The organism is Streptomyces sp. CRN 30 (assembly GCF_034105845.1).
In genome coordinates, this window is record NZ_JAVRHI010000404.1 from 1 (window position 1) to 20615 (window position 20615).

General features: G+C 71.5%; 13 protein-coding genes. 5 read left to right on the top strand and 8 right to left on the bottom strand.

What is annotated here, in order from left to right; translation table 11 throughout:
- Window positions 1–848: NAD-dependent epimerase/dehydratase family protein (locus UW392_RS44815; protein WP_320781088.1), on the top strand; the 848-nt coding region annotated here is incomplete at its 5' end.
- 251 nt (window positions 849–1099) lie between these two features.
- Window positions 1100–2620, top strand: coding sequence for a DUF1996 domain-containing protein (locus UW392_RS44820; protein ID WP_320781089.1), 1521 nt, complete (start codon window positions 1100–1102; stop codon window positions 2618–2620).
- A gap of 60 nt (window positions 2621–2680) precedes the next feature.
- Here the strand turns inward: UW392_RS44820 and UW392_RS44825 are convergent, their stop codons facing one another.
- On the bottom strand, window positions 2681–3097 hold the full coding sequence (locus tag UW392_RS44825; RefSeq protein WP_320781090.1) for a hypothetical protein: 417 nt from the start codon (window positions 3095–3097) through the stop codon (window positions 2681–2683).
- Between the two features lie 121 nt (window positions 3098–3218).
- Here UW392_RS44825 and UW392_RS44830 point away from each other — a divergent pair, with 121 nt between their 5' ends.
- Both UW392_RS44830 and UW392_RS44835 read left to right on the top strand, forming a co-directional pair.
- Window positions 3219–6356 carry an alpha-N-acetylglucosaminidase gene (locus UW392_RS44830; protein ID WP_320781091.1) on the top strand — a complete coding sequence of 1046 codons (3138 nt, stop codon included), beginning with the start codon at window positions 3219–3221 and terminating at the stop codon, window positions 6354–6356.
- A 108-nt stretch (window positions 6357–6464) separates the two neighbouring features.
- A complete protein-coding gene (locus UW392_RS44835) occupies window positions 6465–7166 on the top strand; it encodes a TetR/AcrR family transcriptional regulator (RefSeq protein ID WP_320781092.1) in 702 nt (233 codons plus the stop codon).
- 26 nt (window positions 7167–7192) lie between these two features.
- Here the strand turns inward: UW392_RS44835 and UW392_RS44840 are convergent, their stop codons facing one another.
- The 4 genes from UW392_RS44840 to UW392_RS44855 form a co-directional block, all read right to left on the bottom strand.
- Window positions 7193–7549: a 5-carboxymethyl-2-hydroxymuconate Delta-isomerase gene (locus tag UW392_RS44840; protein WP_320781093.1), complete on the bottom strand. Its 357-nt coding sequence runs from the start codon at window positions 7547–7549 to the stop codon at window positions 7193–7195.
- A 65-nt stretch (window positions 7550–7614) separates the two neighbouring features.
- Window positions 7615–9249 (bottom strand): fused response regulator/phosphatase, encoded by a 1635-nt coding sequence (locus tag UW392_RS44845; RefSeq protein WP_320781098.1) that lies wholly within the window; start codon window positions 9247–9249, stop codon window positions 7615–7617.
- Between the two features lie 73 nt (window positions 9250–9322).
- Entirely contained in the window at window positions 9323–14770 is a 5448-nt protein-coding gene (gene pulA / locus UW392_RS44850) for a pullulanase-type alpha-1,6-glucosidase (RefSeq protein WP_320781094.1), read from the bottom strand.
- Window positions 14771–14977: 207 nt separating this feature from the next.
- Entirely contained in the window at window positions 14978–16315 is a 1338-nt protein-coding gene (locus UW392_RS44855) for an alpha-amylase family protein (protein ID WP_320781099.1), read from the bottom strand.
- On the opposite strand from UW392_RS44855, the gene UW392_RS44860 reads away from it, so the two are divergent.
- Entirely contained in the window at window positions 16212–16466 is a 255-nt protein-coding gene (locus tag UW392_RS44860; RefSeq protein ID WP_320781100.1) for a hypothetical protein, read from the top strand. The genes UW392_RS44855 and UW392_RS44860 overlap by 104 nt on opposite strands.
- 197 nt (window positions 16467–16663) lie before the next feature.
- Here UW392_RS44860 and UW392_RS44865 read toward each other — a convergent pair whose 3' ends face one another.
- The 3 genes from UW392_RS44865 to UW392_RS44875 form a co-directional block, all read right to left on the bottom strand.
- Entirely contained in the window at window positions 16664–18349 is a 1686-nt protein-coding gene (locus tag UW392_RS44865) for a glycoside hydrolase family 13 protein (protein ID WP_320781095.1), read from the bottom strand.
- A 251-nt stretch (window positions 18350–18600) separates the two neighbouring features.
- The gene (locus tag UW392_RS44870) at window positions 18601–19515 is read right to left on the bottom strand and encodes a sugar ABC transporter permease (RefSeq protein ID WP_320781096.1); all 915 of its coding nucleotides are present in this window, start codon (window positions 19513–19515) and stop codon (window positions 18601–18603) included.
- Between the two features lie 13 nt (window positions 19516–19528).
- Window positions 19529–20530: a sugar ABC transporter permease gene (locus UW392_RS44875; RefSeq protein WP_320781097.1), complete on the bottom strand. Its 1002-nt coding sequence runs from the start codon at window positions 20528–20530 to the stop codon at window positions 19529–19531.
- Window positions 20531–20615: the final 85 nt, after the last annotated feature.

Consider the following 20615-nt stretch of genomic DNA (forward strand, 5'->3'; position numbering starts at 1 on the left):
CCGCCGCGGCGCTCGCCGGCGCCCCGGACGCGTGGGACGTCGTCGTCGACACCTGGTCGGCCGCGCCGCGGGCCGTGCGGGACGCCGCGCTGCTGCTGCGGGAGCGGGCCGGCCGGTACGTCTACGTCTCCAGCCGTTCCGTGTACGCCTGGCCGCCGCCCGCCGGGTCCGACGAGAGCGCGCCCACGGTGGACGGCGCCTCGGCGGAGGCGGAGGGGACCGACTACGCGCGCGACAAGCGGGGCGGCGAGCTGGCGGCGGTGGAGGCCCTCGGCGACGCCCGCTCACTGCTCGTACGGGCCGGGCTGATCCTCGGGCCGTACGAGAACGTCGGCCGCCTCCCCTGGTGGCTCACCCGGATCGCGCGCGGCGGCCCGGTCCTGGCACCCGGCCCGCGGGACCTGCCCGTGCGGTACGTGGACGTCCGCGACCTCGCCGAGTGGATCCTCGGCGCGGCCCAGGCGGGGCTGAGCGGCCCCTATGACCTGGTGAGTCCGCGGGGGCACACCACGATGGGGGCGCTCCTCGACGCATGCGCACGGGTCACCGGCGGCGCGGCCGAACTCCGCTGGACCGCGCCCGAGGTGATCCTGGAGGCGGGCGTCGAACCGTGGACGCAGCTGCCGGTGTGGGCGCCACCGGGCAGCGAGCTGTACGACGCCCTGCACGGCGGGGACGTCTCCCGGGCCGTGCGGGACGGGCTGCGCTGCCGGCCGGTGGCGGAGACCGTGGCCGACACCTGGGCGTGGCTGACGGACCTCGGCGGCACCGCGCCCCAGCGGCCGGACCGGCCCCCGGTCGGCCTGGACCCGGCGGTGGAGGCGAAGGTACTCGGCACCGCCGGCTAGGAAACGACGGTGTACCTGGCACCACCCCCGTCCCGTGTCGGACGACGACAACCGGCGGGTGCTCGCCGTGCTGGCGTACCTGGACCGCGGTCGCTGACCACCGTCCCCCGTCGCGGATCCATCGGATCCAAACCCGCGTCCCAAGATTCTTCGAGGTTTCTGAACATCACACCGGCCCCGTGCGTAAGGGAGGGAGCCGCTTCACTCCTGTCGGGCGCCTCGATGCCCCGCAAGGAAGTCAGAGGAGTTCCATGGGACGCAACACACGAAAACGCCGTTCACCGCTGGCCGTGCGCGCAGTGGCCGCTTCGGCGGCGCTGGCCGTCGCGGGGGGCGGACTGGTCTGGGCGAACTTCTACGCCTCGGCGGGTGAGTCGAGGACGAACGGCCAGGCCGTCACCCGTGCCGCCCAGGTCGCGACGATCGACTGCCCGGACGTCGGCCAGCAGCTGTCCGACGTGCCGGAGGGCGCGCGGGCCGGTGTCGACCAGGAGCTGGCACTGCTCGACAAGCAGATCACCGAGGCCTACGCGCGTCTGGCGTCCACGCGGGACGCGCAGGCCGGTGACGCCGGCTACGTGCAGAACGCGATCCTCGGCCCGCTGCAGTCCAAGCGGACGGCGACCATCGACCGGATCGGGATCAACATCAGGCGCGTGGGCGGGACCGCCCCGGGTGATCTGGGCCGGCTCGCGGGCTGCACCGGCAAGGGCGTGGACCAGCCGGAGACCGACGCCGGTGAGGGCGGGGACGGCCAGGGCGACGGGCAGGACCAGGGCGACGGCCAGGACCAAGGTCAGGACGGCGGCCAGGACGACGGCGGCGGCCAGGAGCAGGTCGGCGACAACGGCAACGGGGCCGCGGGCCCGTTCGCCGACGACTTCGTCGACATCAACGCTGTCCAGCCGAACGTCCGGAAGGTCCGCACCAAGCGCGGTGGCTCGTCCGGCACGTTCACCTCGGTCTGCGGTGTCAACGAGAACAAGCTGTTCAACACGGACAACCTGATCGTGGCGCCCGGTGTCGACAACGGTGCCCACCACACCCACGACTACGTGGGCAACCAGGGCAACGACGCCTTCGCCAGCGACGACGACCTCGCCGCCGCCGACACCACGTGCCAGAACCAGGGCGACCGGTCCACGTACTACTGGCCGGTCATCCGCGTCCAGGACGGCACCGCCGAGTTCGACGCGAACGAGCTGGGCGGCGGCGCCGAGGGCAACGTCGGCCGGATCGTGCAGGCGCAGAGCGCCGAGATCAAGTTCGTCGGCAACCCGCGCAGCAAGGTCGTCGCGATGCCGAAGTTCCTGCGCATCATCACCGGTGACGCGAAGGCCTTCACCAACGGCACCGCGAACGCCAACTCCGGCTGGACCTGCACCGGGTTCACCGACCGCGTGCTGACGGACAAGTACCCGCTGTGCCCCGACGGCAGCCAGGTGGTGCGGACGTTCGACTTCCAGAGCTGCTGGGACGGCCAGAACATCGACAGCGCCAACCACCGCGACCACGTGGCCTTCGCGGACCCGAACTCGGGCGCCTGCCCGCAGGGGTTCCAGGCCATTCCGCAGCTGACGATGAACCTGGTCTACGACGTGGAGCGGCCGGCGATCGAGAACGGCCAGGTCCAGCAGCCGTACGCGGTCGACGGGTTCCCGGAGCAGCTGCACAAGCCGATCACCGACCACGACGACTTCATCAACGTCTTCGACGAGAACCTGATGAACCGCATGGTCAAGTGCATCAACTCGGGCCGGCAGTGCACCTGACGCACTGAGGTCCGAAAGGGGGCGGCGGGAATGTCCTGCCGCCCCCTCTCTGCTTCCCGCTCAGTGGTGACCGGAGTGCGAGATCCCCTCCTCCATGGTCCCGCCGAGCCGGCCGCGCAGCGCCGTGACCACCTCCGTCCCGCCGACGGCGACCCACTTGCGGCCGACCAGGTAGTGGCCGCCGTAGTCCTTGGCCGCGTTCAGCCACTCCCGCTGGCCGCGGTCGGTGGCGAAGGTCGCGAGGACGAACTTCCCGTCGGTGTTCTTGCAGATCGCCTGGCGGATCTCGTCCGCGTCCGTCTGCAGGTCGGGCCGGCAGCCGGCCTCGCCCGCCAGCTGCTCCAGGCTGCCCGTGGCCGTCCGCGGCGACCGCGCGTCCCCGGCCCCGCCGTCGTCGCCCGCCCCGCAGCCGGTCAGCGCCAGCAGGGCCAGGGCCGCACCGGCCGTCACCGCCGGAATCCCGCGCGTCAACCTCATCCGTACCCACCTCCGGGTCTCTTCCGGCGACGTGAACTCGCCAGCTCCGTATGCACCGTTGAGCACGGACAGCCGTCCCGTTAGCCTGCCGCACCTGTCGACACAGGGGGCACACACAGCTATGAACTGTCCGTCGCGACGTACGGTGCTGGGCTCGGCCGGTGTCATCGGCCTCGGAACCACCTTGGGACTGGCGGCCCCGGCCCACGCCGCGGGGAGCCCCCGCAAGGGCCCCGCCTTCGATACGGCTCCCGCGCGCTCCGCGCTCAATCGGCTGCTGCCCGGCCACGCCGACCAGTTCACGTTCCGCCCCCTCGGGCGGCAGGGCGCGGGCGACCGGTTCCGGGTGACCGGCACCACGGGACGGATCCAGGTGTCCGGCACCACGCCGGCGACGCTGCTCACGGGGGTGCACTGGTACCTGAAGTACGTGTGCGGGGCCCACCTCGCCTGGAACGGCGACCAGCTGGACCTGGAGCGCCGGCTGCCCGCGCCCGCTCAGCCCCTGGAGCGGTCCACCGCGCTCCCCCACCGGTTCGCCCTCAACGACACCAACGACGGCTACACGGCCCCGTACGCGGACTGGGCGTACTGGGAGCGGGAGATCGACCTGCTCGCCCTGCACGGCTGCAACGAGGTGCTGGTCATCGCGGGCATGGAGGCCGTCTACCACCGGGTGCTGAAGGACTTCGGGTACTCCGACGCCGAGGCGCGCGCCTGGCTGCCCGCGCCCTCGCACCAGCCGTGGTGGCTGCTGCAGAACCTCTCCGGGTACGGCGGCCCGCTCTCCCCCGGGCTGATCGAGAAGCGGGCCGAGCTGGGCCGCCGGATCGCCGACCGGGTGCGCGAGCTGGGCATGGCGCCGGTGCTGCCCGGCTACTACGGGCACGTGCCCGAGGAGTTCGTGGAGCGCAACGGCGGCGACGCGGCCGTGGTCCCGCAGGGCCTGTGGCACGGCTTCCAGCGGCCCGACTGGCTGGACCCGCGGACCGACGCCTTCGCGCGGGTCGCCGCCTCCTTCTACGGCCACCAGAAGGACGTCCTCGGCGAGGCCGCCCACTTCAAGATGGACCTGCTGCACGAGGGCGGCACGGCCGGTGACGTGCCCGTGCCGGACGCGGCGCGCGGGGTGGAGCGGGCCCTGCACGCCTTCGCGCCCGAGGCGACCTGGGTCATCCTCGGCTGGCAGGAGAACCCGCTGCCCGAGCTCCTCGACGCCGTCGACAGGTCCCGGATGCTGATCGTGGACGGGGTCTCCGACCGGTACTCGAGCGTCACCGACCGGGAGCGCGACTGGGGTGGCACCCCGTACGCGTTCGGCACGATCCCCAACTTCGGCGGGCGGACGACGATCGGCGCCCGGACGCACGTCTGGGAGGAGAAGTTCTTCGCCTGGCGCGACAAGCAGGGCAGCGCGCTCGTCGGCACCGCGTACATGCCGGAGGCCACCGACCGGGATCCGGCCGCCTTCGAGCTGTTCTCGGAGCTCGCGTGGGCGGATGAGCGGATCGACCGGGCGGAGTGGTTCGCGAGTTACGCGGACTTCCGGTACGGCGGGCGGGACCCCGAGGCGCGCAAGGCGTGGCGGGCGCTGCACGACACCGCGTACCAGCAGCGGGCCGTGGAGCGCAGCGACCCGCACGACTCGCTGTTCGCGGCCCGCCCCGACCTCGCCGCGAACCGGGCCGCCGCGTACGCGCCGAGCGCCCTCACCTACGACCCGGGCCGCTTCGACGCCGCGTTCGCCGGGCTGCTCGGCGTGGCGGGCGGGCTGCGGGGCAGCGCGGCCTACCGGTACGACCTGGTGGACGTGGCCCGGCAGGCGCTGGCGCACCGCAGCCGCCAGTACCTGCCGCAGCTGCGGGCCGCGTACCGGCGCAAGGACCGGGAGACCTTCCGCCGGCTGGCCACGCTGTGGCTGCGGCTGATGCGGCTGTCCGACGAGGTGACGGGCACCGACCCGGCGTTCCTGCTCGGCCCCTGGGTGCGCGACGCCCGGCAGCTGGCCACGGACGACACCGAGCGCGCCGAGTTCGAGCGCACCGCGAAGGTGCTCATCACGGTGTGGGGCGGCCGGGCCACCTCCGACGCGGGCAACCTGCACGAGTACGGCAACCGCGAGTGGCAGGGCCTGATGGCCGACTTCTACGTGCCGCGCTGGCAGAAGTGGCTGGACGCGCTGGAGGACGCGCTGGCCACCGGGACGGAGCCGGCGGCCGTGGACTGGTTCGCGTTCGAGGAGCCGTGGACGCGGGAGCGCAAGGACTATCCCGTGCGGCCGGTGGGCGACGCGTACCGGACGGCCGCGCGGGTGCGGGACGTGCTGGCGGGGGCGCCGTACCAGGGCACGCTGACCGTGACCGCCGAGCCGCCCGCCTTCCCGCCCGGCGGGGACGCGCGTGTCACGGCCGTCTTCCGCAACGTCAACGGATTGCGGGCGACCGGCCGCGTGGACTTCGCGCTCACCGGTGTCGACGCGGAGCCGGAGGGGCGGACCTCGCTGCCGGGTGTGCCGGCCGCCGGGTCGGGCCGGGTGCGCTGGCGGGCGAGCACGCCGGGCGCCCCGCTCGACGAGCCGCTGCGCCCGCTGCCGTACACGCTGACCGTGACGTACGGGCCGCGCGGCGAGCAGCGGGTGGAGAGCCGGTCCGAGGGCACCCTCTTCGAGGCGGGACCGCTGGCCGAGGGCTGGCGCACGTACACCACCAACGAGGCGGTGTTCGGGCAGCTGGAGGACCGGTTCGCCATCGACGGGGCGGGCGCGGACCTGTGGCGGGCCATGGCGCAGTTCGGCACGGTCTACCGGGCGGGGGCGCTGCCGGACGGGAGCGCGGTGACGCTGCGGGTCGACGCGCAGGCGGCGACCGGCGGCTGGGCCCGCGCCGGGATCATCGTGCGCGACGACCTGACCGCACCCGGCTCCCCGGGCTTCCTCAACCTGGCGGTGACCCCGGCCAACGGGGTCGTGCTGTCGTACGACTCGACCGGCGACGGCACGCTCGACACCTATCAGCGGATCACCGGCGTCAAGGCGCCGGTGCTGCTGCGGCTCACCCGGGCCGGCGACGCGTACACCGGGGCGTGCTCCACGGACGACGGGGCGGCCTGGCGGACGGTGGCGACGGTGACCGTGCCGGGCGCGGCCGGGGCGCGGGACGTGGGGATGTTCATGAGCGCCACGAACGGCGGCTCCGGGGCGCGGGGGACGGTCGCGTTCAGCGGGTGGGAGCTCGTCGGACAGGACGCGGGCAGGACTTAGGCAGGACACCACCGGAGCACCGCACCGTGCGGAGATCGTGGTCAAGATGTGAACGAAGCTGGTGGGTCCGGAGCATTGACGGCCGGAATCGATCGGTAAAGTGTTCGTATGACCACCGGAGTTCGCCGAAGAATGGGTGTCGAGGAGCGGCGGCGGCAGTTGATCGGCGTCGCCCTTGAACTGTTCAGCAGGCGCTCGCCCGACGAGGTGTCGATCGACGAGATAGCGGCGGCCGCGGGCATCTCACGGCCGCTGGTCTACCACTACTTCCCCGGCAAGCTCAGCCTGTACGAGGCCGCGCTGAAGCGCGCCTCGGACGACCTGGCGGAACGTTTCGTCGAGCCGCGGGAGGGTCCGCTGGGCGCCCGGCTGCTCCGCGTGATGCGCCGTTTCTTCGACTTCGTCGACGAGCACGGCCCGGGTTTCTCGGCGCTGATGCGCGGCGGTCCGGCGGTCGGTTCCTCCCGGGCCAACGCGCTCATCGACGGGGTGCGCCAGGCCGCGTACGTCCAGATCGTCGGGCACCTGGAGGTCGAACACCCGCCGGCCCGGCTGGAGATGGTGGTCCGCTCCTGGATCTCGCTCGCCGAGTCGACGGCGCTGCTCTGGCTGGACGGGCGCCGCGTCCCGCGCGGCGAGCTGGAGGTACAGCTCGTGCACGACTTCGGGGCGCTGGCGGCGGTGGCCGCGGCGTACGACGAGGAGCTGGCGGAGCTGGTGCGCCGCTTCGTCGCGGACGAGCCGGCCGACGGGCCGTTCGCCCAGCTCGCGGTCCGCCTCATCACCCTCGGCTCACCGCCCGCCGCCTGACTCCGCGGCCACCGACGGCCCCCGCGTCAGCCCTCGAACTTGCGGTAGGACGGGTCCAGGTCCCGCACCTCGGCCGACGCGTGCAGCACCAGCCCCTCCACCGGCTTCACATGGGCGCGCAGCAGTTCCAGCACGCCCTCGGTCAGCTTCTCCTTGGTCTCCGTGGTCCGCCCCGCCAGCAGCCCCAGCGTCACGTGCACGACGGCGTGCCCGTCCGCGTCGCCGCCCACGGTGGTGTCCTCGGTCGGCCGGAACTGCGTCTTGCACGCCTCCAGGCGGGCGGCCGCCGTCTCCACCACCTCGGCGTGCAGCGCCTGGGCGAAGGCGCGGCGGTCGAAGGTGCCGGCGAGCGTGGCGGAGTAGTCGACGGTGATCTGCGGCATGGGGACTCCTGTTCGGCCAAGTCCACGAGGGTGTCCCGGAAGGGGTCCGGGGTGGCGATCACACCCTAGTCGGCCAGCCGCAGCGCCAGCAGCGCGATGTCGTCCTCCCGGTCGCGGCCGAAGCGGCGCAGCATCGCGTCGCAGAGCCCGGCCGTGCCCTGCGGGGCCCCGGCGGCGGCCGTGCGCAGCTGCTCCATGGAGATGGCGAGATCGACGCCGCGGCTCTCTATGAGCCCGTCGGTCACCATGAGGAGCCGGTCGGCCGGGGTGAGCACGATCTCCGTGGGCACCGGCCGGTCGAGCCCGAGGCCGAGCAGCGGGCCGGCCGCCGTCACGTACGCGGCGCCGCTCCCGTCCCGCACGACCAGCGGCGGGATGTGGCCCGCGTTGGCGATCCGGGTGTGCCCGGTGGCGGAGTCGACCAGCACCAGGCAGAGGGTGGCGGTGACCTCGGGGTGGTAGTACTGGAGCATCCGGTCCAGTCGCCGGGCGAGCGCGGCGGGGTCGGACTCCTCGACGCAGTAGGCGCGCAGCGCGTGCCGGATCTCCACCATGACGGTGGCCGCCTCCAGCGAGTGCCCCACGACGTCGCCGACTGCGGTGAGGATGCCCTCGGGGGTGCGCAGGGCCGCGTAGAAGTCGCCGCCGATCTCGGTCTCTCGGGAGGCCGGTTCGTACCGTACGACCACGTCGACGCCCGGCAGGTGCGGCAGCCGCTTCGGCAGGAAACTGTGCTGCAGGGTGAGCGCGACGTGCCGTTCCACCTGGTACATCAGCAGCGGCTGCGCGGCGAGCGCGGTGGCCTGGGCGAGCCGGGCGACCAGCGCCGCGGTGCCCGGCGCGCGGTTCCCGTACCGCTGCCTGGGGGTGGTCAGGCAGACGGCGGCCCGGCCGTCCCGGGTGCGGGTGACCACCATGCGCACGTCGTCCCCGGAGTCGAGGGGGAAGATCCCCGGCGGCCACAGCGGTGCGGGCACGACGGTGTCCAGCACCGAGTCGTCGGCCGCCGTGATCCGCCGCACCAGCCGGGCCACGGTCTCGCGCGCGCCGGCGCCCGGCGGTGCCGCGGCGGTCGGCCCGCAGTGGGTGCCGCAGTACATGGCGCCGCCCTCGTCGACGACGAACACGGCGGCCGGCCCGCCGGTGAGCCGGGTGGTGCCCTCGGCGGCGGCCTGGGCCAGCTCGCTCGGGCTGTGCGCGGCCTGGACGGGCACGATCGTCTCGGACAGCAGCGTCAGGTCCTGGGCGAGGCTCTCGGCGCCGCTGCGCATGCGGGCGCCCCGCACGGCCGCCCGCACCACGGCCTGGATCTCCTCCGGTTCGGCGGGCACCGTCAGATACGCCTCGCCGCCCGCGTCCAGGCCCCGGCACCGGTCGCTGGGCGCGACGGAGGCGGCCGAGAAGTGGACGACGGGCAGCGCGGCCATCAGGGGCAGCGCCTTGAGTCTGCGGCACAGTTCGAAGCCGCTCATGTCGGGCAGCCCGACATCGACGAGGGCGACGTCGGGCAGGGCGCCCTCGCGCAGCCGCAGGTCGAGTTCGAGGAGCGCCTCGGCGGCGGTGGCGACGGGGACGACGCGGTGGCCGGCCCGGCGCAGTACGGCGCCCAACGCGCAGCGGTTCGCGGCCGCGTCGTCGACGACGAGGATGGTGGTGCTTGTCTGTTCGGCCCGTTCGGCTCGTTCGGCCCGTTCGGCCATGGATGTCACGCGGATGGCCCCTGGTCGAAGGTGGTGCGGGTCTCCTCGTACCCGCACCACCCACGCTAGCGTCCTAGCGCGCCGCCCGGGAGAACACCGCGACAGTCCGCGCCGGGGCCTCGAACGTGCCCGTGCCCTTCTGGTAGGCCGCGGAGGCAACGGTCGGATCGGAGCCCGCCGCCTGCACCGGGTGCAGCGCGTACGCCGTGCCGGCCAGCGCTCCCACTCGCTGCTCGCGCCGTTCGGGCGTGGCGTTGAAGACCACCACGAGGTCGCCGACCTGCATGGTGATGACGCCGGGCGTCTCGTCCTCACCGGACAGCGGGAAGGACAGCCTCGCCTGCACCTCGTCCGCCGTGCCGAGCGAGAAGTCCGGCTCCGCCGCACGGATCCGCAGCAGGTCCCGGTAGGCGGCCGAGGCCCCCTCGATCTGCTCGCAGCCCACCCGCACCGAGGTCAACAGGGGTTCGGCGTACGACCATTTGGGCTCGTTGTCGGCGGCCGGGGGCAGTCCGCGCCCGAAGCCGTTGCCGTCCCGGCAGTCCCAGTGGATGGCGTTGTACCAGTCGCCGCTGTCGTAGGAGTTGCGGTCCAGGGACTTGGAGCGCAGCAGGTCGGTGCCCGCCTGGTACAGGGCGGGCCCCTGCGACAGGGTGGCCGTGGCCTGGGCGAGGACCTGCATCCGGGCCCGGTCGTCCGGCGAGGTGTCCTTCGGCAGCTTGAAGGCGAGCGCGTCGAACAGGGACTCGTTGTCATGGGCGTCGACGTAGGCGAGGGCGTCGCCGGGCGCGTCCGCGTACCCGGCGGGCGCGCCGTTGTAGTCGACCTCGGAACCCCTGACCTGCCGGCCGTCGGTGTCGGTGAAGGTGTACGACTTCAGGTTGCCGCTCAGCCCGACCTTGATCAGGTCCTGGTAGTGCAGCAGCCGGGCCCGCTGCTCGGCCTCGGTGCCGTTCTCCGCCGCCGGGTTGGGGTCGGTGAACAGCCCGGAGGCGAAGCCCTGCACGCCCGGGTCCTCGTCGAACGGCCCGCCGCCGCGCACCGCGTCACGGGCGCGGTCGGAGAAGGTCGCGACGCCCGTCCCCGCCATGTTCTTCTGCGTGGCCTGCACGAACCGGGCGTCGTCGGCGACCTCGCCGAAGTTCCAGCCCTCCCCGTACAGGACGATGCTCTGCCCGTCGACGCCGTCCTTCTCCACGGTCAGCGCGTCGAGCGCCTCCCGCACGGCCAGGATGTTGTCCTTCGGGTGGTGGCCCATCAGGTCGAAGCGGAAGCCGTCGACCTTGTACTCCCTGGCCCAGGTGACGATCGAGTCGACGACCAGCTTGCCCATCATGGCGTTCTCGGGCGCGGTGTTGGCGCAGCAGGTGCTGGTCGCCACGGAGCCGTCGGCGAGGAGCCGGTGGTAGTAGCCGGGCACGATCCTGTCGAGCACGGAGGTGCCGGACTGGCCGCTCGCGGTGGTGTGGTTGTAGACCACGTCCATCACGACCCGCAGGCCGTCTCCGTTGAGCGCCTTGACCATCTCGCGGAACTCGACCGTGCGCCGGGTGCCCTCGGGGTCGGTCGCGTAGGAGCCCTCGGGGACCGTGTAGTGGTACGGGTCGTAGCCCCAGTTGTACGCGTCCTTCGCCGCCGCCTTCGCCACGCATTCCTGCTGCTTGTCGGAGTCGGCCGGGTAGGAGGCGAGGTCGCAGTCGACGGTCGCCCGGTCCTCCTTGCGCTCCGGGATGGTGGCGATGTCGAAGGCGGGCAGCAGGTGCACGTACGACGTGCCCGCCTCGGCCAGCTTCCGCAGGTGCTTCGAGCCGTCGCTGTCCTTGTCGGTGAAGGCCAGGTAGGTGCCCCGGTGCTCGTCGGAGGCGGTCCTGTCCTCGATTGAGAAGTCCCGGACGTGCAGCTCCTGGATCTGCGCGTCCTTCAGCGGCACGGCCTCGGGCTTCCGCAGGTCCGACCAGCCGCGGGGGGCCAGGGACCGGTCGCCCAGGTCGACGACGAGGCTGCGTTCGGAGTCGGTGGTGAGGGCGACGGAGTACGGGTCGGTGACCTTGTTGGTGACGACCTTCCCGACGGTGGGCGCCCACACCTTCACCGTGTACCGGTAGGGCTTGTCCTTCCAGCCCTTGGTGCCGGTGACGGACCAGACGCCGGTGGTGTCGTTCCGCTTCATGGCGACGGTCCTGCCGTCGAGCTCCAGGGCGACCGACTGTGCCGTCGGTGCCCACAGGGCGAGCGTGGGACGGCCCTCGCGGTCGAACGTCGGACCGAGGTCCGCCCCCGTCGCGTCGTACAGGTCGTCGAGCACACCGGCGGTCTGGACCCCGGTCGCCGCGAGCACCGCCCCGTTGGCCGCCCGCTGCGAGGCCACGACCTGCCCCCGCAGCGCCTCGCGCACCCGGTCGCGGTCGCGCGGGTCGACGGTCCAGGCGGTGTACGCGGCCAGGTGCGGGAACTTCTCCTTCTGCGCGTCGGTGAGCTCGGACTTCGCCAGCCGCAGCCACTTCGCGTCACCGGTCAGCGTGCCGTCCACGACCGCGATCGAGCCGTCGCGCGCGTACAGCAGCTGGGTGGACGCGGCGCCCGGGGCGCCGTCCCAGGCGACCGTGTTCCGGTCGATCCAGACGGCCTTGGAGGTGCCGAGGTCCAGGGCGGCCGCGCTGCCCGCCGGCTGCGGGAGCAGGTGCTTCTCCTGCCCGCTCAACAGCCACACCTCGTGGCCGCTCGCCCTGAGGTCCAGCGCCTGGTCGGTGGGGAGGTCCTTCTCGTCGCCCTTGTGGATGATGTAGCTGAGACTGGTGGCACCTTCGGTGAGCGGTACCTCGAAGACAGCTCCATAGGGGTCAGTCTTCACCGGTTCGAGGGGCTTCGCCCAGTCCGTCGGATGCGCCGCGTCGCCCCAGACGTGCAGTCCCCAGCCGTCGTAGTTCCCGTCGGCGCGGTGGTAGTGCAGGACGGCCTTGCCGGTGTCCTGCTCGGGGTACTGGTCCGAGGGCCGCTCGGTGCGGACGGTCTCCTGGCCCTGCTCGATCCAGACCTCGCCCGTCCTGGTGACGTCGATGGTCCGGTCGGCGGCGACGTCCTTGTTCCCGTCCTTGTCGACGACCAGGAAGTCGACGTTCGTGGCGCCCGGCTTCAGCTTGACGTACGCGAAGGCGCCGTACGCGTCGCGGCCGGTGAACGGGTGCCCGGCCGGCCACTCCGTCGCCTCACCGTCGGCGAGGTCGCCCCAGGCGTACAGGCCCCAGTCGTCGTAGTCGCCGTCCGCGCGCTGGTAGTGGACGACCGCGTAGTCGCGCGAGACGGCCGTCGGGACCTCCTCGGCGGGCGGGATTCCGGTCGTCGAGGCGGCGGTCGCGCTCGCGGTACGGCCCGCCGAGTCGACCACCACGGCCTTGTAGCGCAGGGCGGTCCCGGCGGGGACGTCCTCGCCGATGGTGTGGGTGACCTTGTAGGGGGCGTGGTCGGCGGAGCCGAGGGTCCGCCACTTGCCGTCGCCGGTCTGGGCGGCGAAGACGACGCGGTTGAGCTGTCCGCCCTCGACGTCGGCGGTGAGCTCGACGGTGCCGGTGGCACCCGTCTCCGGGGCCTTGAGAGTGACGGACGGCTTGGTGGCGGGCTTGGCCGGTCGGCCGGCCGCCTTGAACACGACCGACGAGCCGGCCGGGACGGTGACGGTGACCTTCCGGTCCTTGCCGCTCTTCACCGAGGCGTCGGTCCCGTGGATGCCCCGGAACGTCATGCCGGCGGACTCCGTCGCGAACGTCGCCGTCCGCGCGTCGTCCGCGTTGTTGAAGGCGACCACGTACTCGGTGCCGCTCTTCGCGTCCGTACGGGAGACGGCGTACACACCCGCGCCGTCGGCCGCGTACCGCTCCGTCTGCACCCCGTCGGCGAGGGCCGGGTGGGCCTTGCGCAGCTTGGCGAGCGCGGCGATCTGGCGGTAGAGGGGCGCCTCGGTGTCGTAGGCGTCCTCGGCGTGGGTGCGGTCGGTGCCGAGCTGGTCGTCGTCCAGGTAGTCGGCGGTCCTCGAGGCGAACATGGTCTGGCGGGAGTCCTTGTCGCCGCCCGCGCCGGTGAAGCCCTGTTCGTCGCCGTAGTAGATCACCGGGTTGCCGCGGCTGAGGAACATCAGCTCGTTGGCGAGCTCGGCCTTCTTCACCAGTTCCGCGTCGGTGGCGTCCTCGTCGTCCTGCCGGAGGAAGGTGCCGATGCGGCCCATGTCGTGGTTGCCGAGGAAGGTGACCTGCTCGTACGCGTTGGCCTTGTCGGTCGTGTACTTGTAGTCGTCACCGAAGACGGCGGCCAGCTTCTTCGCGCTGCCGCCCTGCGAGGCGTACGCGCGGGCCGCGTCCTGGAACGGGAAGTCCAGCGTGGAGTCGAGCCGGCCCTCGGTGACGTACGGCGCGGTGACGGAGGTGTCGGCGGAGTACACCTCGCCGAACATGAAGAAGTCGTCCCGGCCCCGCTTGGCGGCGTACGCGTCGAGCGAGGTGGCCCACTGGGTCCAGAACTCCATGTTGACGTGCTTCACCGTGTCGATCCGGAAGCCGTCGATTCGGAAGTCCTTCACCCACCGCTGGTAGATCTTCTCCATGCCCTCGACCACCTCGGGACGCTCGGTCCACAGGTCGTCGAGCCCGCTGAAGTCGCCGTACGTGGCGGACTCGCCGGCCCAGGTGGAGTCGCCGCGGTTGTGGTACAGCGACGGGTCGTTGAGCCAGGAGGGGACCTTGACGTCCTTCCTGTCGGCGGGCACGGACGGCGTGTACGGGAAGGTGCCTGCGCCGACCTTCGGGAACTTCTTCCTGCCGTCCGCGTAGTCGGCGTCGTCGAAGGGCTTCCCGTCCTTGGTCAGGTACGGGAAGGCGCCCTTCGACAGGTACCCGTAGCTCTTCTCCTCGTAGTCGACGACGTCCGCGGTGTGGTTGGTGATGACGTCGAAGAAGACCTTCATGCCCTTGCCGTGGGCCTTGTCGATGAGGGTCTCGAGGTCGTCGTTGGTGCCGAAGTGCGGGTCGACCTGGGTGAAGTCGGTGATCCAGTAGCCGTGGTATCCGGCGGAGACTCCCCCAGTGCTGGACGCCTGGGAGGTACCCCCATCCCCCGTGCCCTGCACGGGCTGGTTCTTGAAGATGGGCGCCAGCCAGATGGCGGTGGTGCCCAGGTCCTTGATGTAGTCGAGCCGCTTGGTCAGGCCCTTGAGGTCGCCGCCCTGGTAGAAGCCCTTGTCGGTGGGGTCGTAGCCGTGGGCGAGGCGGGAGCCGGTCAGTCCGCCCCGGTCGTTGGACGGGTCGCCGTTGGCGAAGCGGTCCGGCAGGACGAAGTAGAACTGCTCGCGGGTGAGCTCGTGGCGGGACGCCTCCGCCGCGAGCTTCTTGTCCGACGGCGGCGCGGGCGGGGTGGCGGCGGTCGCCGCGAGCGGCTGGACGAGCGTCGCGGCGAGACCCGCCACGACGACGGCGGCCAGGTGTCTGCGCTGGGTGGTACGGCGCGCTCGGGGCGCCGGCCATCTCGGTGTCACAGGCGTGGACTCCTTGCGGGGGCGGCGCGTACGGGCATCACTCGCGTCCCGTGCGCCGCGGCGCGGCTCCGTTGCCGGTGCGCCGGCGCGACCGTATCGCCGGTGAAAGCATTGCAGCAAGAGTCGTGCAACGTTGAGTAAGAGATTGCAGGAACGCCCCGGGCGCGGAGGCGCCCGGGGCGAAGGGAGCAGCTGTGGCGGTACGGGTCAGCAGCTGGACTTGCCCGCGTACACCGCCAGCGCCGTGTTGGCGGCGAGGTTCGCGGTGAGCTGGCCCGAACCGTTGACCGACACCGTCCTGTTGCTCTGCACGTCGCAGTAGGTGCCGGCCGGGAGCGAGGTCTGGTAGGTGCGGTTCAGGGAGCCGGACTCGTGGTTGATGGCCACGAAGCCCTTGTTCCCGCGGCCGAACGCGATCGCGTCGTTGCCGTTGTCCCACCAGTTCGTCATCGCCTGGCCGCGCGTGGCGTTGCGGAAGGCGACCATGGACTGGATCTCCGGCCAGGCGTGCTGGCACTTCCAGCCGTCCTGCCAGCAGGCGTTCACGGTGCCGCCGTTCGGCGGGCCCGCGTCCTTCTGGGACCACTCGTACCCCGAGTTGATGTCGGGCGTGCCGTAGGGGTGCGCGAGCATGAAGACGTTGGCCAGGGTGTAGTTGGCGCCGTCCTTGTAGCTGAGGGTGGTGCCCTCGCGCTCGGTGTCGTGGTTGTCGACGAAGACGCCCGCCTGGTCGCTCTTCAGGTAGCCCCAGCCCTCGCCGTAGTTCTTGAGGTAGGCGAGGTTCTCGTTGTTGAAGACGCGCTTGAGGTCGCGCGCGTACCGGAACTCCTGCACGTCGCCGTTGCCCGTGTACTCGGTCGGCTGGACGGCCTCACCGGCACCGTGGATGACCTCCTGCTTCCAGTACACCGACGGGTTGCTCAGCCGGGACTTGATGTTGGCGAGGTCGGCCGTGTCCATGTGCTTGGCGGCGTCGATGCGGAAGCCGTCGACGCCCATCGCGAGCAGGGAGTTGAGGTACCCGGCGATGGTCTTGCGGACGTACTCCTCGTTGGTGTCGAGGTCGGCGAGGCCGGACAGCTCGCAGTGCTGGACGTTCCAGCGGTCCTGGTAGTTGGTGCCGATCTGCGTGGTGCAGTCGTCGAAGTCGTACGACGAGTACAGGCCGGGGTAGTTGTACTTGGTGTACGACGTGCCGCCGGTGCCCGTGCCGTTGCCGGCCGACATGTGGTTGATGACGGCGTCGGCGACGACCTTCACGCCGGCCGAGTGACACGTGTCGATCATCTTGCGGAAGGCGGTCTCGTTGCCCAGGCGACCGGCTATTTTGTAGCTGACCGGCTGGTACGAGGTCCACCACGCCTCGCCCTGGATGTGCTCGGCGGGCGGCGAGACCTGCACGTAGCCGTACCCGGCCGGACCGAGCCGGTTGGTGCACTCCTTGGCGATCGAGTCGAACTTCCACTCGAACATCACCGCGGTGACGTCCTTCTCGCCGGGCGGTGCGGCTTCGGCGCTGCCGCCCGTGGGGAGGGCGAGCGCCACGACCGTCGCGGTGGCCGCGAGGGCGGCGGCACCGGCGATCGTCCTCTTGCGTCTGTGGGACATGTGGGGGCCCTTCTTCCAAAGTGCCATGTCATTGCCATGTGAATGCCATGCTCATGGCAAGCGAAGGTTGTTGCTGCAAGGCGACTGAAAGCTTGCAGACGACCAGACCGTACGAACGCGTCAACGATCGGTCAACCCTTCGCGGGCGCCGACCTTTCCGGCGCCAATTCGGAACCTACTACAGTGATTTGAAGCCACCCGCGACCTGCTCACCTCCCGGACGGACGACAGCAGGGGCCCGTCGCCCCGAACGGGTGGCGAGCCCCTGCAAAGTGGCTGAAAACATCAGCCTCGCGCTGTGGTCCACCACACAGTGGTGTCCCCGGGCAGTTTGGCCTCGTCGCCCGCGACGGCCACCTCACCGTTACTGAGCAGCACCTCTCCGTAGGCCGGGATGCGCACGCCCTCGCCCGTGGTGTTCGCCACGCACACGAACTCCCCGCGCCGGAAGGCGAGGACGCCCTCGGGCGCCTTGAGCCACTCCACCGCGTCGCCCGCGCCGAGGTCGGCGTGGTCGCGGCGGACGGCGAGCGCGGCGCGGTACAGCTCCAGGGTGGAGTCCGCGTCGCCGGTCTGCGCCTCGACGCTCAGCTCGCCCCAGCCCTCGGGCTGCGGCAGCCAGGAGCCGCCGTCGCCGAAGCCGTACGAGGAGCCGGTGCGGGTCCAGGGAATCGGCACCCGGCACCCGTCGCGGAAGCCGTCCTGCCCCTCGCCCCGGAAGTACGCCGGGTCCTGGCGCACCTCGTCGGGGAGGTCCGTCACGTCCGGCAGCCCGAGCTCCTCGCCCTGGTAGACGTAGGCGGAGCCGGGCAGCGCCAGCATCAGCAGGGTGGCCGCGCGGGCCCGGCGCAGGCCCAGCTCGCGGTCGCCCGCGCTGCGGATCTGGGTGCCGAGGCCGGCCTCGTTGGCGAAGCGGGTGGCGTGCCGGGTCACGTCGTGGTTGGACAGCACCCAGGTGGCGGGGGCACCGACCGGGCGCATCGCCTCCAGGGTGCGGTCGATCACCGTGCGCAGCTCGGGCGCGTCCCAGTGGGTGCCCAGGTACTGGAAGTTGAAGGCCTGGTGCAGCTCGTCGGGGCGCACGTAGTTCGCGGTGCGCTCGACGGTCGGGGTCCAGGCCTCGGCGACGAAGATGCGCTCGCCCGCGTATTCGTCGAGCACCTTGCGCCACTGGCGGTAGATCTCGTGGACGCCGTCCTGGTCGAAGAACGGCATGACATCGTTGCCGAGCAGCTTGACCTGATCATGGGAACCCAGGTCGGGCAGCCCGGGGGCCTTCACCATTCCGTGCGCCACGTCGATGCGGAAGCCGTCGACGCCCATGTCGAGCCAGAACCGCAGGATGGAGCGGAACTCGTCGCCGACCGCCGGGTGGTCCCAGTTGAAGTCGGGCTGCTCGGGCGCGAACAGGTGCAGGTACCACTCGCCCGGGGTGCCGTCCGGCTCGGTGACCCGGGTCCAGGCGGGGCCGCCGAAGATGGACTCCCAGTCGTTGGGCGGCTGCGAGCCGTCGGCGCCCTTGCCGGGGCGGAAGTGGTAGCGGTCCCGCAGCGGCGAGCCCGGCCCCTCGGCGATGGCCCGCTTGAACCATTCGTGCTGGTCGGAGGAGTGGTTGGGGACGATGTCGACGATGACGCGCAGGCCCAGCGCGTGGGCGTCGCGGATCATGGCGTCGGCGTCCAGGAGGTTGCCGAACATGGGGTCGACGGCCCGGTAGTCGGCCACGTCGTAGCCGGCGTCGGCCTGCGGCGAGGCGTAGAAGGGGCTGAGCCACACGGCGTCGACGCCGAGGTCGCGCAGGTACGGCAGCCGGGAACGCACGCCCTCCAGGTCGCCCATGCCGTCACCGTTGCTGTCGGCGAAACTGCGCGGATAGACCTGGTAGATCACCGCGTCGCGCCACCAGTCGCGGCGGGCGGCGACGGTCGCGAGTGCGGAGGTCGGGGCCGGTTCGGCGGAATGCTGACTCATGACGTCCTTGATGCGGTGGGGGTCCCCCGGCCCCGGCGGTGCCGGGAGCGGGGGCGGGAATATGGTCATCGGTGTCTCGGGTCGGGGTGATGAGGCGGCCGCGGTGGCAGCGGGGTCTCGATGGGTCCCTCCTCGCCCGGATGCGCGAAGGGGCACCGCGGCCGCGCCCGCGCGGCGGTGCGCGCGGGAGCCTGGGGGCGGGCGTGCCCGGAGGTGGAACCCCGGGGTTCCCGGGGGATCGCCCCGGGCCGTCAGCCCTTCGTACCGCCCGCGGTGAGGCCGGTCACCAGGTTCTTCTGCACAAGGTAGAAGAAGGCGGACACCGGGATGGCGACCAGCACGGCGGTCGCGGCCATGTACTGCCGTTGGGCGTCGTGCTCGCTGACGAAGCTCTGCAGGCCGACGGCGAAGGTGTACTTCGTGTCGGACAGCAGGAACACCGTCGCGAAGGCGACCTCGCCGACCGCGGTGATGAAGCTGTAGAAGGCGGCGACGGCCAGACCGGGCTTGGCGAGCGGCAGGATCAGCCGGGCGAAGGTGCCGAAGGGGGTCAGTCCGTCGACCCGGCCGGCCTCGTCGATCTCGAACGGGATGGTGTCGAAGTAGCCCTTGAGCAGCCAGGCGCAGTACGGCACCGCGGTCGAGCAGTAGACGAGGACGAGGCCGAGGTAGTTGTCGATGAGCCGCAGCTCGGACAGGATCTCGTACATCGGCACCATCAGCACGGCCACCGGGAACATCTGCGTGACCAGCAGCAGCCACATGAACTTGCGGTAGCCGGGGAAGCGCATGCGGGAGACCGCGTAGCCGGTGGTGGCGGCGACGAGGACGCCGATGACGGTGGTGCCGAGCGAGACGATGAGCGTGCTCACCAGCCAGTCGGAGAAGTTCGTCTCCGTCAGCACGAACGCGTAGTTGTCGAGCGTCATCTTGCCGAAGATGCGTTCGGGGTGCAGGTAGTCGTCCTTGTCGGGACCGAGCGACAGGAAGACCAGCCAGGCGATCGGGAAGAGCGCGACGAAGCTCGCCACGATCAGGATCAGGTGCGAGACGAGGGAGCCGGCGCGGCTGCCCTGCCCGCTCCCGCGCCCCTTGCGTGGCACAGCGGTCGGTGCGGGGGTCTGGTCCACCGGCGCGGCGGTCGGGAGGGGGGTCGTGGTGCTCATTAGGACTCCTGCCTCAGATCGCGGACTGCTCATTGCGGTCCAGCCAGCGGCGGTAGACGGAGGTGAAGACGATCAGGATGGAGAGGAGCAGGATGCCGTAGGCGGCCGACTGCGCGTAGTCGCGCGGCTGCTGGCCGAAGCCCAGCTGGTAGGCCCAGGTGACGAGGATCTGCGCGTCGGGCGCGGTGTTGCCGAAGAGCAGGAAGATCACGGCGAACTGGTTGAAGGTCCAGATCACACCGAGCAGCACCACGGTGGAGCTGACGGACCTCAGGCCCGGCAGGGTGACGTACCGGAACTGCTGCCAGGTGTTCGCGCCGTCCATCCTGGCCGCCTCGTACAGCGTGGAGTCGATGGACTGGAGCCCGCCGAGCAGCGAGACCATCATGAACGGCACACCGCACCAGGTGTTCACCATGACCGCGGCGAACCGCTGCCAGAAGCTGTCCTCCAGCCACAGCGGTGTCGGCAGGCCGATCGACTCCAGGGCGGTGTTGATGACGCCCGAGTCGGCGAGCATGAAGCGCCAGCCGAAAACGGTGACGAAGGTGGGCACCGCCCAGGGCAGGACCAGCAGCAGCCGGTACAGGGTGCGGCCGCGCAGCTTCTGGTTCAGCAGCAGCGCGAGGCCGAGGCCGATGACGTAGTGCAGGGTGACGCAGAGCACCGTCCACACGATCGTCCAGATGAAGTGCGACCAGAACCTGTCGTAGGCGGTCGGGCCCCACAGGATGTCGGCGTAGTTGTCGAGACCGATCCACCGGTAGGTGGCCTCGATCTCGTTCACGCCGATGGTGCGGGCGCTGTTGAGGCTGTTGGCGTCGGTGAACGTCAGGTACAGGCCCCGGGCCAGCGGATAGAGCACGAGGACGCCCATCACGACGATCACGGGGGCGATCATCGCGTAGGCGTACCAGTACTTCTGGTAGCCCTGCCTCAGGCGCTGGAGCGGGCCGCGGCGCGGGCTCGGCTCACCTCGCCGCTTCCCGGTCGCTCGGTCGATGGCGACTGTCATGGTTCGACAACCTTTGTGAAGTCCTGCGGATCAGGGGTACGGCCCGGGGCGGCCGTAGGGGTCCGGGCGCGGCGACGTCCCGTAC

Coding starts and splice junctions, on each gene's coding strand:
- UW392_RS44835 (WP_320781092.1), top strand. CDS start 6,465: ATGACCACCGGAGTTCGCCGAAGAATGGGTGTCGAGGAGCGGCGGCGG.
- UW392_RS44865 (WP_320781095.1), bottom strand. CDS start 18,349: ATGAGTCAGCATTCCGCCGAACCGGCCCCGACCTCCGCACTCGCGACC.
- UW392_RS44825 (WP_320781090.1), bottom strand. CDS start 3,097: ATGAGGTTGACGCGCGGGATTCCGGCGGTGACGGCCGGTGCGGCCCTG.
- UW392_RS44845 (WP_320781098.1), bottom strand. CDS start 9,249: ATGGCCGAACGGGCCGAACGAGCCGAACGGGCCGAACAGACAAGCACC.
- UW392_RS44830 (WP_320781091.1), top strand. CDS start 3,219: ATGAACTGTCCGTCGCGACGTACGGTGCTGGGCTCGGCCGGTGTCATC.
- UW392_RS44840 (WP_320781093.1), bottom strand. CDS start 7,549: ATGCCGCAGATCACCGTCGACTACTCCGCCACGCTCGCCGGCACCTTC.
- UW392_RS44820 (WP_320781089.1), top strand. CDS start 1,100: ATGGGACGCAACACACGAAAACGCCGTTCACCGCTGGCCGTGCGCGCA.
- UW392_RS44875 (WP_320781097.1), bottom strand. CDS start 20,530: ATGACAGTCGCCATCGACCGAGCGACCGGGAAGCGGCGAGGTGAGCCG.
- UW392_RS44870 (WP_320781096.1), bottom strand. CDS start 19,515: ATGAGCACCACGACCCCCCTCCCGACCGCCGCGCCGGTGGACCAGACC.